Genomic DNA, 13,112 nt, shown 5'->3' with positions numbered 1-13,112 from the left:
AAACGCCTGTGCAGTACCACTTTTCTGCATTGCACTTTTGGTCCCACACAGGCTCTTAAGGTCAGGGCATAAAAAACCTCCCGCAGGAGGTTTCTTATTCAGATAGATTTCGGTGCGTTCTCATCCGGGAACATTGTGCCATCTTCATCGTCATCATCTGGTAATGGCTCATCATCTGGCATTGGTACAGGATCATCAGGACGCTCAGACATACTCACCTCCACACCCTACGTTGGGTATTAGAGAGTTTAGCGCTGTCACGGCCTTGCCTGCCCTGTTTGTGGCATATCTGTGAATCAAGCGTAAGAAGTGAACTACTTCTCTTTAAGCGCTTTGCTTATCTGCTCAGGTCAGCTAATCATGCGCAAAAAGCGCACTAGATCTGCATGCTCATCATCTCTGTATAAGCGTTAACCAGCTTATTACGCACCTGAATACCCATCTGCATAGAGATGGATGACTTCTGCAGATCCACCATTACATCGTTAAGCTGGATGCCCGGTTTGCCCATTTCAAAGTCCTGCGCCTGCGCGCGGGCAGCCGTTTGGGTCGAGCTGATCTTGTCCAGCGCCGCTTTCATGGTAGCGCCAAAATCCATCTGGTTTGCACTTTCGTTTGATTTGCCACTGGCCTGCAGCGACGTTAACTGCAGCTGCTGCAGAACGCCATCAATTGCCTGAATCGACATTGCCTGTACCTCATAGATGAAGGGTTCAAATTTTCACGAAGCAAAAGTTAGCACACTGTCAATAGGACAAAGGCGCTAAATGACCGCAAAAAACCCGGCTTATCCAGCCATCGAAGTGAAGCACTTCATCAAATAATGCCACCCATTGAATTGGAATTTCATTTTCATTTGCCCTCCGGCGTGTTTCGGCGGTCGCTAAGCGGCGACAGCACAGAGCAGAAAGGGGGGACGTCAGGGAGTCAGTTTTGTCACCACAACTTACCCGGTCAATTATGTCAGGCAGGAATCGGTCATGAATGCGAGTGCAGCCGCTACACAGGATACAGCAAAGAAAGGCTTCAATGACCTTCTCGCCCGCCTGCGCGCCAATCCGCGAATTCCCTTAATCGTCGCCGCCGCCGCTGCTATTGCAGTGGTTTTGGCACTGGTGCTCTGGGCAAAAGCGCCCGACTATCGCGTCCTCTATAACAACCTCTCCGATGAAGATGGTGGTGCGATCGTCACGCAGCTGACCCAGATGAACATCCCTTACCAGTTCGCTGAAAACGGCGGTGCCTGATGGTGCCGGCGGAAAAAGTGCATGAACTGCGTCTGCGCTTAGCCCAGCAGGGGCTACCGAAAGGTGGCTCCGTGGGCTTTGAGCTGATGGATAAAGAGAAGTTCGGCATCAGCCAGTTCAGTGAGCAGATCAACTATCAGCGTGCGCTGGAGGGTGAACTGGCGCGCACCATCGAAACCCTTGGGCCGGTGAAAAGCGTGCGCGTGCACCTGGCGATGCCAAAACCGACCCTGTTCGTGCGCGAACAGAAATCGCCTTCGGCGTCAGTGACGCTGAGCCTGCAGCCGGGCCGTGCGCTGGATGAAGGCCAGATTCAGGCGATTCAGCACATGGTGTCCAGCAGCGTGGCCGGCCTGCCGCCAGGTAACGTTACGGTGGTTGATCAGACCGGCCGTCTGCTGACGCGCTCCGATAGCGAAGGCCGCGATCTCAATGACGCGCAGCTGAAATATGCCTCTGAAGTGGAGAGCCGCTACCAGCAGCGCATCGAAGCTATCCTGAATCCGATTGTAGGCCAGGGCAATGTTCACGCGCAGGTGACGGCGCAGATCAACTTTGACCGTAGCGAACAGACTGACGAGAAGTACCAGCCGAACGCTAATCCGGCGAACAGCGCGGTGCGTTCACGCCAGACCAGCACCAGCGATCAGAACGGCAGCGCCTACCCGGGCGGCGTGCCGGGTGCCCTGTCGAATCAGCCGGCACCGGCTAACACGGCACCGGTCAACACTCCTCAGCAGCAGAACAACAACGCCACGGCGCAGAATAACGCCGCACAGAACGCCGGCACCTCAACCAGCACCGCGCAGAGCAGCGGCCCGAGCAGCTCCAGCCGCAACGACACGGTTAACTACGAGCTGGACCGCACCATCCGTCATACCAAACTGAACGTGGGCGATGTACAGCGCCTGTCGGTTGCAGTAGTCGTGAACTATCGCGATGACGGCAAAGGCAAAGCGATTGCGCTTAACGAACAGCAGATTAAGCAGATCGAAGATTTAACCCGTGAAGCGATGGGCTATTCGCAGACGCGTGGCGACAGCGTCAATGTGGTGAACTCGCAGTTCAACCTTACTGAACCGACTGGCGGCGACCTGCCCTTCTGGCAGCAGCAGGCGTTCTTTGATCAGCTGATGAGTGCCGGTCGCTGGCTGCTGGTGGCGCTGGTTGCCTTCATCCTCTATCGCAAGATGGTGCGTCCGCAGCTGATGCGTAAACGTGAAGCGGAGAAAGCCGCTGCCGACGCTGCTGCAGTTCGTGCCGCAGCCCGTGAAGAAGAAGAAGCGTACAGCGTCCAGCTCAGCAAAGACGAACTGGATCAGGAGCGCAAATCGAGTAACCGCATGAGCGCCGAGGTGATGAGCCAGCGCATCCGCGATATGTCTGAAAACGATCCGCGCGTCGTGGCGCTGGTTATCCGCGAATGGATGAGTAAAGAACTATGAGTCTGACCGGTACTGAAAAGAGCGCCATTCTGATGATGACGATTGGTGAAGAGCGCGCGGCTGAGGTGTTCAAACACCTCAACCAGCGTGAAGTCCAGCACCTGAGTACTGCGATGGCGAGCATGCGTCAGGTCTCCCACAAGCAGCTCACCGAAGTACTGCGTGAGTTTGAGATGGATGCTGAGCAGTTCGCGGCGCTGAGCCTCAACTCCAACGATTACCTGCGTTCGGTGCTGGTAAAAGCGCTGGGCGAGGAGCGCGCCTCCAGCCTGCTGGAAGATATTCTCGAGAAAAACGAGACCACCAGCGGTATGGAAACGCTCAACTTTATGGAGCCGCAGGCCGCAGCCGATCTTATCCGCGACGAGCATCCGCAGATCATCGCCACCATCCTGGTGCACCTCAAACGTGGCCAGGCGGCGGATATCCTGGCGCTGTTCGACGAGCGTCTGCGTCACGATGTCATGCTGCGTATTGCCACCTTTGGTGGCGTCCAGCCAGCGGCGCTGGCCGAGTTGACCGAAGTGCTCAACGGCCTGCTGGATGGTACCAACCTTAAGCGCGCGAAGATGGGCGGCGTGAGAACCGCAGCAGAGATCATCAACCTGATGAAAACTCAGCAGGAAGAGGCGGTTATCGAAGCGGTACGCGACTTCGACGGCGAACTGGCGCAGAAGATCATCGACGAGATGTTCCTGTTCGAAAACCTGGTGGAAGTGGACGATCGCAGCATCCAGCGTCTGTTGCAGGAAGTGGAGTCCGAGCAGCTGCTGATTGCGCTGAAAGGTGCAGAGCAGCCGCTGCGCGAGAAGTTCCTCAAGAACATGTCCGCCCGTGCGGCCGATATCCTGCGCGACGACCTCGCCAACCGTGGTCCGGTTCGTATGTCCGCGGTGGAGAACGAACAGAAAGCGATTCTGCTTATCGTGCGCCGTCTGGCGGAAGCAGGCGAGATGGTAATTGGTGGTGGCGAGGAAACCTATGTCTGATGCCTTTTCCGCCCGTGCATGGCAACCCTGGCAGCCTGACGATCTGGGCCGCCCGCTGGAGATGACCCCGGAGCCACTGCTGCCGGATGAGCCTGACGCTGATATCGAACTCAGCGAAGAGGATGAGCAGCAGCAACAGCTGGAGCGGATGCAGCAGCAAATGCGCAAAGATGCGCAGACGCAGGGCTATAGCGAAGGCTACCAGAAAGGTTTTGCTGAAGCGCAGCAGAACGGCTACGACGCCGGATTCCAGCAGGGCTTAGCCGATGCCCAGCAGCAGCAGGCGCCGTTACAGGCGCGCATGCAGCAGCTGGTGACCGAGTTTCACCACACGCTGGAGGCGCTGGATAGCGTGATTGCTTCACGCCTGATGCAGCTGGCGCTGGAAGCAGCCCGCACGGTGATTGGCCAAGCCACGCAGGTGGATGGCAGCGCCCTGCTGCGCCAGATTCAGCAGCTGATTCAGCAGGAGCCGATGTTCAGCGGTAAGCCGCAGCTGCGCGTCCATCCGGATGATTTACAGCGGATTGAGCAGACGCTCGGTCCGACACTCGATCTGCACGGCTGGCGCCTGCTGGCCGACAGCACGCTGCACCCGGGCGGCTGCAAACTGAGCGCCGAAGATGGCGATCTGGATGCCAGCGTGGCAACGCGCTGGCAAGAGCTGTGCCGCCTGGCAGCACCGGGAGCCTTCTGATGACCTCTCGTCTGTCACGCTGGCTTGGCGCGCTCGACGCCTTCGAATCCCGTATCAGTCAGGTTCAGACCGTGCGCCGCTATGGCCGCTTAACCCGCGCCACGGGCCTGGTGCTGGAAGCTACTGGCCTGCAGCTGCCGCTGGGTGCCACCTGCATTATTGAGCGCCACGATAACGGCAATGTGAACGAAGTTGAGAGCGAAGTGGTGGGCTTTAACGGCCAGAAACTGTTTTTGATGCCACTGGAAGAGGTGGACGGCATTCTGCCTGGCGCCCGCGTCTATGCTCGCGTGAATGGCGAGCACAGCGGTAAACAGCTGCTGCTTGGCCCGGAGCTGCTGGGTCGCGTGCTGGATGGCAGCGGTAAACCGCTCGATGGCCTGCCCTCACCGGAAACCGGCTATCGCGCTCCGCTGATCACCGCCCCCTTCAACCCGCTGCAGCGTACCCCGATTCACGATGTACTGGATACCGGTGTGCGGGCGATCAACGCCCTGCTCACCGTCGGTCGCGGACAGCGTATGGGCCTGTTCGCCGGCTCCGGCGTCGGTAAGTCAGTGCTGCTCGGCATGATGGCACGCTACACCAAGGCGGACGTCATTGTGGTTGGCCTGATTGGTGAGCGTGGCCGCGAAGTCAAAGAGTTTATTGAGAACATCCTCGGTGCGGAAGGCCGGGCGCGCTCGGTCGTGATCGCCGCGCCGGCGGATGTCTCGCCGCTGCTGCGTATGCAGGGCGCCGCCTACGCGACGCGTATTGCCGAAGATTTTCGCGATCGCGGCCAGCATGTGCTGCTGATCATGGACTCCCTGACCCGCTACGCCATGGCGCAGCGAGAGATCGCTTTGGCCATCGGCGAACCGCCGGCGACCAAAGGGTATCCGCCTTCGGTGTTTGCCAAACTACCGGCGCTGGTAGAGCGCGCCGGTAACGGCACGCACGGCGGCGGCTCTATCACCGCTTTCTATACCGTGCTGACGGAAGGCGATGACCAGCAGGACCCGATTGCCGACTCCGCGCGCGCCATTCTCGACGGCCACATTGTGCTGTCGCGCCGCCTGGCGGAAGCCGGCCACTATCCGGCCATCGATATTGAAGCCTCAATCAGCCGCGCCATGACGTCGCTGATTGATGAAACGCACTATGCGCGCGTACGCCAGTTCAAGCAGTTGCTCTCCAGCTATCAGCGAAACCGCGACCTGGTGAGTGTGGGCGCCTATGCCGCCGGCAGCGATCCGATGCTGGACCGCGCCATCAAGCTCTATCCGCAGATGGAAGCCTTCCTGCAGCAGGGCATTTTCGAGCGCAGCGATTATGACGACGCCTGCCTGCATCTGCAGGCGATGTTCGGTTAACGCGGTAAGCGAGGTAAGCGATGAAAACGGCGAATGCAATCGACACCCTGCGTGACCTGGCAGAGCAGGATCTGGAGCAGGCGGTTATCCATCTGGGCAATATGCGCCGGGGCCAGCAGCAGGCTGATGAGCAGCTGAATATGCTGCTGGATTACCAGGACGAGTATCGCAATAAGCTGAACCAGGACATGAGCGGCGGTATCGCCAGCACGCGCTGGAGTAACTATCACCAGTTTATCCAGACGCTGGAGAAAGCGATTGAGCAGCATCGCCAGCAGCTGAGCCAGTGGAATCAGCGTCTGGAGCAGGCGCTGACCAACTGGCGCGAGAAGCATAAAAAGCTGAACGCCTACCAAACGCTGATTACCCGCGCTGAAGAAAACGCATTACGACAAGAAAACCGTCTCGATCAGAAACGGATGGATGAATTTGCCCAACGGGCCGCATTGAGGAAAGGCGAATGAATACGCTGCCAACACTGCTGACGCACACCGCAAAAGCCGGTAAAGCCGAGCCTTCAGCCGCATCGGAGAACCCGTTTGCTGCTGATACCCTGCCACAGGGGTTTATCACCGAACTGGCAACCGCCTGCTTACGCTGGCTAAGCAGCAGGGAAATAGCGCGCAATCGACTGATCTGGCAGCAGAAATTGATGATAAAGACGTCACTAAAGCGTCGCTGAGTGCGCTGCTGCAGGCGCTGGAGAAACCCGACGCGTTAAACGCACTTTTACAGCCGGAAAACACTAAAGCCGGGCTGAAATCAGCCGATGATAATGACAAGCGTGAGGCAACTTCGTTAACTGCCAGCGACTTAGAGAATGTGCAGGCGCTGTTTGCCATGTTACCAGCTGCTGTAGAAAGCCGCAGCAGCCCGGTCGCTGAAAATGCCACGGCGGAGATGAAGCCTGCTGATGCCCGCGCCACGCTGAATGCCGCGCTGCTCAACGGTTCGCTGCAGAGCGCAGCGAAAGAGGAGACGGCAAAGCCGGATAGCGCGGCGAAGCGCGGCAGCGAAACCCTGGCGACAGCGAGCAACCTTGCCAGCGGTACGCAGGCCAGCACGCACGCTACCGCTACGCCGTCCGCCAGCAGCAGTAACGGTATGACGCTGGATGAGAGCTTTCAGCAGGTATTAAACGCACTGAGCAAACCGGAAGAGCGGCAGAGCAGCGCCACTTACCAGGACAGCAGCCTGCCGACCGCACAGAGTGCGCTAAGCAGTACGGCACCGCTGGTGACGCATACGGCCAGCACCAGCGCTGCGCCCTCAACGCCAATGCTGAATGCCAGCTGGGCAGCAACGAGTGGCAGCAGGCGTTGAGCCAGCAAATTGTGATGTTCAGCCGTAACGGGCAGCAGAACGCCGAGTTACGTCTGCATCCGGAAGATCTGGGTGCGATCCAGATCAGCCTGACGCTGGATAAGGATCAGGCACAGTTAACTATGGTTTCCAGCCACAGCCACGTGAGGGCCGCGCTGGAAGCGGCGCTCCCACAGCTGCGTACAGCGCTGGCGGAGAGCGGCATAAACCTGGGACAGAGTAACGTCAGCAGTGACGCCTTCGCACAGGGCCAGAACTATCAGGGCCAGCAGGAAGGACGTCGTGATGGCCAGCACGGTAGCTTTACCCTCTCCCAGGACAGTGACAACGAGATAACGCCTATTGCCGTCCCGGCAGCCCTCCAGGCGCGCGCGACCGGCAACGGCGCTGTCGATATCTTTGCCTGACAGCGACTAAACGCTGAAGGTAAGCGTAAAACCCGCGTCTTTTCTTCCCATTGTTTGACTTAAGACGCGGGATAATCTGTCCAGGTAAGCCGAGAGGCTTGCCCATAATTCACAGGAAGTAACTGCAAACATGTCTGATAACGCGAAAGCTAAAGGCCGCAAACGTTCACTACTTATTCCGGTGTTACTGATTGTAACGCTGGCCGCTTGCAGCGTGGCAGGCTATGCAGTCTGGCGAATGATGAACAAACACGAGGGCGATAAGCCAGAAGCGGCGAAAGTTGAGCCACCGGCCGCCCCCGTATTTTTTGCAATGGATACGTTTACGGTTAACCTGGTCAATCCCGATAACGATCCCGATCGCGTGCTGTACGTCGGCTTTACGCTGCGTCTGCCCGATGAGGATACCCGTCGTCGGATGAATGACTACCTGCCAGAGGTACGCAGCCGTCTGCTGTTGCTGCTTTCGCGTCAGAACGCGGGCGCACTGGCAACGGAGCAAGGCAAACAGGCCCTGATTGAACAGATCAAACAGGTGCTGCTGCCGCCGCTGGTAAAAGGTCAACCTGCACAGGTAGTCAGTGACGTGCTGTTTACCGCCTTCATTTTGAGGTGACTTAATGGGCGATAGCATTCTCTCCCAGGCTGAGATTGACGCGCTGCTCAATGGCGACAGTGACAGCGCGGAAGTAGAGAACAGTTCCAAAGGGGCCGATGGCGATATCCGCCCCTATGATCCCAATACCCAGCGTCGCGTGGTACGCGAGCGTCTGCAGGCGCTGGAGATCATTAACGAGCGTTTTGCGCGTCATTTTCGTATGGCGCTGTTCAACCTGCTGCGCCGTAGCCCGGATATCAGCGTCGGCGCGATCAAGATTCAGCCGTACCATGAGTTTGCCCGCAACCTGCCGGTGCCAACCAACCTGAACCTGATCCACCTGCAGCCGCTGCGCGGGACGGCGCTGGTGGTGTTTTCACCCAGCCTGGTGTTTATCGCTGTCGATAACCTGTTTGGCGGTGACGGTCGTTTTCCAACCAAAGTGGAAGGCCGTGAGTTTACCCATACCGAACAGCGCGTGATTCGCCGCATGCTGAAGCTGGCGCTGGAGGGCTACAGCGATGCATGGAAAGCGATCTATCCGCTGGAAGTGGAGTATGTGCGCTCCGAGATGCAGGTGAAATTTACCAATATCACCACCTCACCGAACGATATCGTGGTTAACACCCCGTTCCAGGTGGAGATTGGTAACCTGGTCGGTGAGTTTAATATCTGTATTCCGTTTTCCATGATTGAGCCGCTGCGCGAGCTGCTGGTCAATCCACCACTGGAGAACTCGCGTCAGGAGGATAACCACTGGCGTGACAATCTGGTGAAACAGGTACAGCACTCGGAGCTGGAGCTGATTGCCCACTTTGCCGAAACATCGCTGCGCCTGTCACGTATTTTGCAACTGAAACCTGGTGACGTCCTGCCCATTGAGAAGCCGGACCGCATCATTGCCCACGTTGATGGCGTACCGGTACTGACGAGCCAATATGGCACGCTCAATGGCCAGTATGCGCTGCGTGTTGAACACCTGATTAACCCGATTTTGAATTCGCTGAATGAGGAACAGCCCAATGAGTGACAGCAAAAAACCGTCCGATGATATCTCTGCGGACGATCTGTGGGCTGAAGCGATGAACGAGCAGGCCGTAACCAGCACGCCGGACCCGACTGAGAACGTGTTTAAGTCGCTCGACAGTAACGGCGTCAGCGGTTCGCTGCAGGATATCGATCTGATCATGGATATCCCGGTCAAACTGACGGTTGAACTTGGCCGCACCAAGATGACCATTAAAGAGCTGCTGCGTCTGACACAGGGTTCGGTGGTGGCGCTGGATGGGCTGGCGGGTGAACCGCTGGATATCCTGATCAACGGCTATCTTATCGCACAGGGCGAAGTAGTTGTGGTGAACGACAAATATGGCGTACGCATCACTGACATTATTACGCCATCCGAACGTATGCGTCGTCTGAGTCGCTAAGCATGTTAAAGAGCGCACAAACCGTGCAGCCGGTCCACGCACAGCCGGTGGTCTCCACCGGTTCCGTCGTCGGGCAAGTCAGCAGCGTGCTGGCGGTCATTGTGCTGCTGATTCTGGCGTGTGGCTGGATCGCTAAACGTCTCGGCTTTGCGCCAAAAGCCGTCAGCGGCCAGGCGTTGAAGGTGAGCGCCAGCGTCCAGGTTGGCCGCCAGGAGCGGGTGGTGATCGTGGATATCGCCGATGCGCGTTTAGTGCTGGGCGTGACGGCGCAGCAGATTACGCATCTGCACTCGCTGCCGCCGGTGGCCCCTGAAGCGTTGGCACCTCACGCTGCCCCCGCGCAGGATTTTCGTCAGCTGTTACACACTCTGGTTAAACGTCCCGGAAAACCCCAATGATGCGTCGATTGCTTCCCCTTTTGCCACTGCTGATGCTGCTGGCACCGGCTGCCCATGCGCAGCTGCCGGGTTTAATCAGCCAGCCGCTGGCAAACGGTGGCCAGAGCTGGTCGCTGCCGGTGCAGACGCTGGTGTTTATCACCTCGCTGACGTTTATTCCTGCCGTTCTGCTGATGATGACCAGCTTTACGCGCATCATTATCGTATTTGGCCTGCTGCGTAACGCACTCGGCACGCCATCCGCACCGCCTAATCAGGTGATGCTCGGCCTGGCGCTGTTTCTGACCTTCTTTATTATGGCGCCGACCTTCGACAAGATTTACACCGACGCTTATCTGCCGTTTAGTCAGGACAAGATCAGCATGGAAGTGGCAATTGATAAAGGCGCGCAGCCGCTGCGCGAATTTATGCTGCGCCAGACGCGTGAAGCGGATCTCGCGCTGTTTGCCCGCCTGGCAAATACCGCCCCGATTCAGGGACCGGAAGCCGTGCCGATGCGTATCCTTCTGCCGGCATACGTCACCAGCGAGCTGAAAACCGCTTTCCAGATTGGCTTTACCGTCTTTATCCCGTTTTTGATTATCGATTTAGTGGTCGCCAGCGTACTGATGGCGCTGGGGATGATGATGGTACCGCCGGCCACCATTTCACTGCCGTTCAAGCTCATGCTGTTCGTGCTGGTTGATGGCTGGCAGCTGCTGGTGGGTTCACTGGCGCAAAGTTTCTACTCCTGAGTGGCATCCGCCCCTCCCTTCTCTTCCGACAGGAGCACAACATGACACCGGAATCGGTAATGGTACTGGGCCAGGAAGCGATGCGCGTCGCCCTGATGATGGCCGCTCCACTGCTGCTGGTCGCTATGGTGAGCGGTTTGATCATCAGTATTCTTCAGGCCGCCACGCAGATTAACGAACAGACGCTGTCCTTTATCCCGAAAATCCTGGCCGTTGCTGCGACTGCCGTGGTCGCCGGTCCGTGGATGCTGAACCTGATGCTGGATTATATCCGCACGCTGTTTAGCAACCTGCCCTATCTCATCGGCTGATGGTTACGCTCGATAGCAGCCAGCTGGTTCACTGGGTGGCTCAATTCTTCTGGCCCATGGTGCGCTTACTGGCTCTTTTTGCCAGCGCACCGGTGCTGAATGAACGAAACATTCCCAAGCGGGTCAAAATTGGTCTGGCGGTTGTTACCACCTGGATTCTGATGCCGCTGCTGCCGCCGGTTGAAGTGACGCTCTTTACTCCGTCTGGCTTCTGGATGCTGGTACAGCAGTTGATGATTGGTGTCGGGATTGGCCTGACAATGCAGTTTGCTTTTTCAGCGGTGCGTCTGGCCGGTGAGATGATTGGCCTGCAGATGGGGTTATCGTTCGCAACGCTGCTCGATCCCAATAGCCGGGTGAACATGCCGCTGCTGGCTCGCTTTCTCGATATGCTGGCGATGTTACTGTTCCTGACCTTTAACGGTCACCTGTGGTTGATCTCGTTACTGGTGGACAGTTTTCATACGCTGCCGATTAATGATCAGCCGCTGAACGCAAACGCGTTCATGGCGCTGACGAAATCAGCGAGTTTAATTTTCCTTAATGGCATGATGTTAGCGCTGCCCTTAATAGTTCTGCTCCTCACGCTAAACCTGGCACTAGGTTTGTTAAACCGTGTTTCACCTCAACTGTCGGTTTTTGCTATTGGCTTCCCGATTACCTTAACGGTAGGCATTCTTAGCCTGGGTATGATGATGCCGCTTCTTGCCCCTTTCTGCGAACATCTGTTTAGCGAAGTCTTTGATTTACTCGCCCAGTTTGTGTCAGAGCTCTCCCCTGCCGGATGATTAACGATACTGTTGCCATCCTTATCTGATAGTTAAGTATTCAAAATCATTCTGTGTATTTTTCGAACCATATTTCTCAGAAATCAACTGAGGTTATTCTGATAAATACGCATTTTTGGTGAAAATTATTCTTATTAAACGGCACTTCGCGTATTTTACTCAGACGATTCTTAAGGTGCTTCACCTTGCGAATTGGTTGATAAAATGCTCAAAGGGCTGTTTTTAAACAAAAAAAATTTAAAAGCGATTTTTCTTGTCTAAATCCCTTTTTTCCGGCATTGTCAACGCTCGCTGAAACGTCACACTTTCGCGATACAAATGTTTTTAAGATTTGTCCTATCAGATTTGTCTGTGACTTGCGCGATAGTGACAGGGCTCTCAAAAACAGAGCGAATTACATACTTAAAACAAATTCCCGGCGATTCCCACTATCGCGGGATTAAGCGTGACGTGGATGTAACACAAAAAACTTCGCAGAACGGGTCAGGGACGAGTCATGATGGCGCACGGGTATATTTCGCCAGGCTGCAGAGCAGAATAAAAAAAGTGTCTTTGGAAATCTCTCTCGTACCGCAAACGCGTATTCATCGTTGATTTAAACGGATAACAAATTGGTGAGGGTCGCTATAATGCCAACGATTATTATGGATTCATGTAACTACACACGCCTGGGTTTGTCGGACTATATGTCGGCAAAAGGAGTCAAAAAGAAAAATATTACCTCCGCATCGGATATCGAACAATTGCAACAAAGATGTGAGCAATTAAAGCCGGGCGTAGTATTTATCAATGAAGAATGTTTTATTCATGAATCCGATTCCAGCGATCGTATTCGCTCCATTATTATGCAGCATCCTGATACGCTATTCTTTATCTTCATGGCGATCTCGAATATCCATTTTGAGGAATATCTCTACGTTCGTAAGAACTTGATTATTACGTCAAAATCGATAAAAACTTCGACGCTGGACTCGCTGTTAGGCACTTATCTGCAAAAGAAACTCAATGCATCCCCGCGTATTTCTGCCGGGCTCGATATTCATCCACTGACATTAAGTCAGACTGAATCGAACATGCTGAAAATGTGGATGTCAGGCCATGACACCATTCAGATTTCAGACAAGATGCAAATTAAAGCGAAAACAGTTTCGTCACATAAAGGTAATATTAAGCGTAAAATTAAAACGCATAATAAACAGGTTATCTACCATGTGGTACGACTGACGGATAATGTTACCTCCGGTATTTATGTAAACGTGCGATAATTTCGTGCGATAAGCGTCAGGGCCAGTCATGTGACTGGCCCTGTTGCATTTTAGCGGTTTTGCGACCTGCGTCTCACTTCTCCATCTCATCCTTTGCCCTGCCCTGCCGATGATAGCTCTCAGAA

Annotated in this window: 13 protein-coding genes and 2 pseudogenes; 14 read left to right on the top strand and 1 reads right to left on the bottom strand. The window is 55.7% G+C overall.

What is annotated here, in order from left to right:
- Positions 1-376: 376 nt before the first annotated feature.
- Positions 377-688: a flagellar hook-basal body complex protein FliE gene (fliE, locus tag HA48_RS08340; protein ID WP_128600601.1), complete on the bottom strand. Its 312-nt coding sequence runs from the start codon at positions 686-688 to the stop codon at positions 377-379.
- Positions 689-980: 292 nt separating this feature from the next.
- On the opposite strand from fliE, the pseudogene fliF reads away from it, so the two are divergent.
- The 14 genes and pseudogenes from fliF (at position 981) to rcsA (ending at position 12,987) form a co-directional block, all read left to right on the top strand.
- Positions 981-2,692, top strand: a pseudogene (gene fliF, locus HA48_RS08335) (flagellar basal-body MS-ring/collar protein FliF).
- Positions 2,689-3,681, top strand: a complete 993-nt coding sequence (gene fliG / locus HA48_RS08330) for a flagellar motor switch protein FliG (protein WP_128600600.1) — start codon at positions 2,689-2,691, stop codon at positions 3,679-3,681. Before fliF ends, fliG begins: the two are co-directional and overlap by 4 nt.
- The gene (gene fliH / locus HA48_RS08325; RefSeq protein ID WP_128600599.1) at positions 3,674-4,378 is read left to right on the top strand and encodes a flagellar assembly protein FliH; all 705 of its coding nucleotides are present in this window, start codon (positions 3,674-3,676) and stop codon (positions 4,376-4,378) included. The genes fliG and fliH overlap by 8 nt, the downstream gene beginning before the upstream one ends.
- The gene (gene fliI / locus HA48_RS08320; protein ID WP_128600598.1) at positions 4,378-5,733 is read left to right on the top strand and encodes a flagellar protein export ATPase FliI; all 1,356 of its coding nucleotides are present in this window, start codon (positions 4,378-4,380) and stop codon (positions 5,731-5,733) included. The genes fliH and fliI overlap by 1 nt, the downstream gene beginning before the upstream one ends.
- Positions 5,734-5,753: 20 nt before the next feature.
- Positions 5,754-6,197, top strand: coding sequence for a flagellar export protein FliJ (gene fliJ / locus HA48_RS08315; protein ID WP_128600597.1), 444 nt, complete (start codon positions 5,754-5,756; stop codon positions 6,195-6,197).
- Positions 6,194-7,463: pseudogene (locus tag HA48_RS08310) on the top strand (flagellar hook-length control protein FliK). Before fliJ ends, HA48_RS08310 begins: the two are co-directional and overlap by 4 nt.
- Positions 7,464-7,593: 130 nt before the next feature.
- Positions 7,594-8,079, top strand: a complete 486-nt coding sequence (gene fliL, locus HA48_RS08305; protein ID WP_128600596.1) for a flagellar basal body-associated protein FliL — start codon at positions 7,594-7,596, stop codon at positions 8,077-8,079.
- 4 nt (positions 8,080-8,083) lie between these two features.
- The gene (gene fliM, locus HA48_RS08300; protein ID WP_021509863.1) at positions 8,084-9,091 is read left to right on the top strand and encodes a flagellar motor switch protein FliM; all 1,008 of its coding nucleotides are present in this window, start codon (positions 8,084-8,086) and stop codon (positions 9,089-9,091) included.
- Complete coding sequence (gene fliN / locus HA48_RS08295; protein ID WP_128600595.1) at positions 9,084-9,491, top strand: flagellar motor switch protein FliN; 408 nt, start codon at positions 9,084-9,086, stop codon at positions 9,489-9,491. Before fliM ends, fliN begins: the two co-directional genes overlap by 8 nt.
- A 2-nt stretch (positions 9,492-9,493) precedes the next feature.
- Positions 9,494-9,889, top strand: coding sequence for a flagellar biosynthetic protein FliO (gene fliO, locus HA48_RS08290; RefSeq protein ID WP_128600594.1), 396 nt, complete (start codon positions 9,494-9,496; stop codon positions 9,887-9,889).
- A complete protein-coding gene (gene fliP / locus HA48_RS08285; protein WP_128600635.1) occupies positions 9,889-10,623 on the top strand; it encodes a flagellar type III secretion system pore protein FliP in 735 nt (244 codons plus the stop codon). The genes fliO and fliP overlap by 1 nt, the downstream gene beginning before the upstream one ends.
- A gap of 41 nt (positions 10,624-10,664) precedes the next feature.
- Positions 10,665-10,934, top strand: a complete 270-nt coding sequence (fliQ, locus tag HA48_RS08280; protein ID WP_128600593.1) for a flagellar biosynthesis protein FliQ — start codon at positions 10,665-10,667, stop codon at positions 10,932-10,934.
- Complete coding sequence (gene fliR / locus HA48_RS08275) at positions 10,934-11,722, top strand: flagellar biosynthetic protein FliR (RefSeq protein ID WP_128600592.1); 789 nt, start codon at positions 10,934-10,936, stop codon at positions 11,720-11,722. Before fliQ ends, fliR begins: the two co-directional genes overlap by 1 nt.
- Before the next feature lie 629 nt (positions 11,723-12,351).
- The gene (gene rcsA / locus HA48_RS08270) at positions 12,352-12,987 is read left to right on the top strand and encodes a transcriptional regulator RcsA (protein WP_128600591.1); all 636 of its coding nucleotides are present in this window, start codon (positions 12,352-12,354) and stop codon (positions 12,985-12,987) included.
- Positions 12,988-13,112 lie beyond the last annotated feature (125 nt).

It is taken from the genome of Pantoea wallisii (assembly GCF_002095485.1).
GTDB classification, from domain to species: Bacteria; Pseudomonadota; Gammaproteobacteria; order Enterobacterales; family Enterobacteriaceae; genus Pantoea; species Pantoea wallisii.
The sequence above is the reverse complement of the archived record's forward strand: the minus strand, read 5'-3'. Positions and strand labels throughout refer to the sequence as shown.

Excerpts from the sequence above, each read along its gene's own strand:
- rcsA (WP_128600591.1), top strand. The coding sequence starts at position 12,352 with ATGCCAACGATTATTATGGATTCATGTAACTACACACGCCTGGGTTTG.
- fliR (WP_128600592.1), top strand. The coding sequence starts at position 10,934 with ATGGTTACGCTCGATAGCAGCCAGCTGGTTCACTGGGTGGCTCAATTC.
- fliP (WP_128600635.1), top strand. The coding sequence starts at position 9,889 with ATGCGTCGATTGCTTCCCCTTTTGCCACTGCTGATGCTGCTGGCACCG.
- fliE (WP_128600601.1), bottom strand. The coding sequence starts at position 688 with ATGTCGATTCAGGCAATTGATGGCGTTCTGCAGCAGCTGCAGTTAACG.
- fliQ (WP_128600593.1), top strand. The coding sequence starts at position 10,665 with ATGACACCGGAATCGGTAATGGTACTGGGCCAGGAAGCGATGCGCGTC.
- fliL (WP_128600596.1), top strand. The coding sequence starts at position 7,594 with ATGTCTGATAACGCGAAAGCTAAAGGCCGCAAACGTTCACTACTTATT.
- fliH (WP_128600599.1), top strand. The coding sequence starts at position 3,674 with ATGTCTGATGCCTTTTCCGCCCGTGCATGGCAACCCTGGCAGCCTGAC.
- fliO (WP_128600594.1), top strand. The coding sequence starts at position 9,494 with ATGTTAAAGAGCGCACAAACCGTGCAGCCGGTCCACGCACAGCCGGTG.
- fliG (WP_128600600.1), top strand. The coding sequence starts at position 2,689 with ATGAGTCTGACCGGTACTGAAAAGAGCGCCATTCTGATGATGACGATT.
- fliM (WP_021509863.1), top strand. The coding sequence starts at position 8,084 with ATGGGCGATAGCATTCTCTCCCAGGCTGAGATTGACGCGCTGCTCAAT.
- fliJ (WP_128600597.1), top strand. The coding sequence starts at position 5,754 with ATGAAAACGGCGAATGCAATCGACACCCTGCGTGACCTGGCAGAGCAG.
- fliN (WP_128600595.1), top strand. The coding sequence starts at position 9,084 with ATGAGTGACAGCAAAAAACCGTCCGATGATATCTCTGCGGACGATCTG.
- fliI (WP_128600598.1), top strand. The coding sequence starts at position 4,378 with ATGACCTCTCGTCTGTCACGCTGGCTTGGCGCGCTCGACGCCTTCGAA.